This window comes from Acidovorax delafieldii 2AN (assembly GCF_000175235.1).
Lineage (GTDB): Bacteria > Pseudomonadota > Gammaproteobacteria > Burkholderiales > Burkholderiaceae_C > Acidovorax > Acidovorax delafieldii_B.
This window is the reverse complement of record NZ_ACQT01000487.1, coordinates 1-1,398: the sequence shown is the minus strand read 5'-3', so window position 1 is coordinate 1,398 and position 1,398 is coordinate 1. Positions and strand designations below refer to the sequence as shown.

Here is a 1,398-nt window from a genome sequence, read left to right as displayed (position 1 = left end):
GGCGGGTCTTGGCGTCCTCATCGACACCCGCCTCGAAGCGGCCCCGCACCACGGCCGCCGTCTCCACCGGCAGCGGCCTGGGCGCAAACGCCCAGGCCAACAGGGCGCCCAGCACCACCAGCGCCCCGCCACCCCATATCACCGTTTTCTTCTGCATTGCCGTCCTCTTCTCTTGCCTGCCGTTTCTGTCATATCTGCCGCCTGCGTCATTCGCGCGTCTTGAGCGCGCCCACCATGTCCAGGCGGTCGATCTGCCGGCGCACCACCAGGGCGCTGGCCACGCCCGCGGCCACCACGCACAGCCCGGCCCAGGCATACGTGCGCGCACTGATGACCACCGGAAACAGGAACTGGTCGTTCTTGAGCAATTCCACCAGCAGGTGCACCAGCCCCCAGCCCATGCCCATGCCCAGCGGTAGCGCCAGTGCGATGCCGATGGCCAGTTCGCCCAGCAACAGCGCCGACACCTCGCCGCGTGTGAAGCCCAACACGCGCAGGCTGGCCAGCTCCCAGGTGCGCTCGGCCAGCGCAATGCGTGCATTGTTGTAGACCACGCCGACGGCAATCACGGCCGCGAACAGGGTGAGGATCGTGCTCATGATGCGAACGTTGCGCGCGCTCACATCCTGCATGTTGCGCAACAACGTGGCCTTGCTGAAGGCGCCCGCCACACGCGGCAGGGCCTTGGTGGCCTCCAGAAAGCGCGCCTCGGAGCCGGGCTCGAGCGACACGTCGAACTGCGAGGCCACGTCGCCCTCCTGCAGCCACTGGTTGAGCACGTCGCGCTGCACGTAGGCGTTCAACCCCATCATTTCACGCACGGTGGCGCGCACGGGCAGTTGCAACGTGCGCTGGCGGCCCTCGAGCACTTCCACGCGCACCACATCGCCCACGCGTGCGCCCAGCTTGTCGGCAAGCCGGTCGGTCAGCAGCAGGCCCGAATCCGGCACGGCGCTGAGGCGGCCCTGCACATCGATGACGCGCAGCAGCTGCGCGTCTGCGGCCACGCCCTGCACGCCCACACGCTCGCTGCGGTGGCCATAGGCCATGCGCACGGCAACGCTGCGCACGGGCTCCACGGCAGTCACCCCCGGCAGGCGCGCAAGCTGCAAACGGGCCAGCGCATCGACCGGCTCGGTCATCCACACATTCACATCGCTGCGCATCGCCAGGTGAAACGTGGTGTCCACGATGTGGTCGATCGCATCGCGAAAGAAATTGCCCATCACCACGATGGCCACTGCCGCCGCCGTGCCACCAATGGTCAGCGTGGTACGCAGCGGCTTGCGCTCCATGTTGCGCAGGATCATGCGCAGCCCGGCGGGAATGCGGCGCACCCCGAGGCGTTCCAGCAGGGTGCGCCGGTACTGGCCCGGCGCCGGCGGGCGCATGGCCTCG

The 1,398-nt window shown here is 68.5% G+C and carries 1 protein-coding gene; it reads right to left on the bottom strand.

All coding sequences use genetic code 11. From position 1 onward, the window contains the following. Nucleotides 1-206 precede the first annotated feature (206 nt). A partial coding sequence (locus tag ACDELDRAFT_RS22470; protein ID WP_040330684.1) for an ABC transporter permease occupies nt 207-1,398 on the bottom strand: 1,192 nt, incomplete at its 5' end.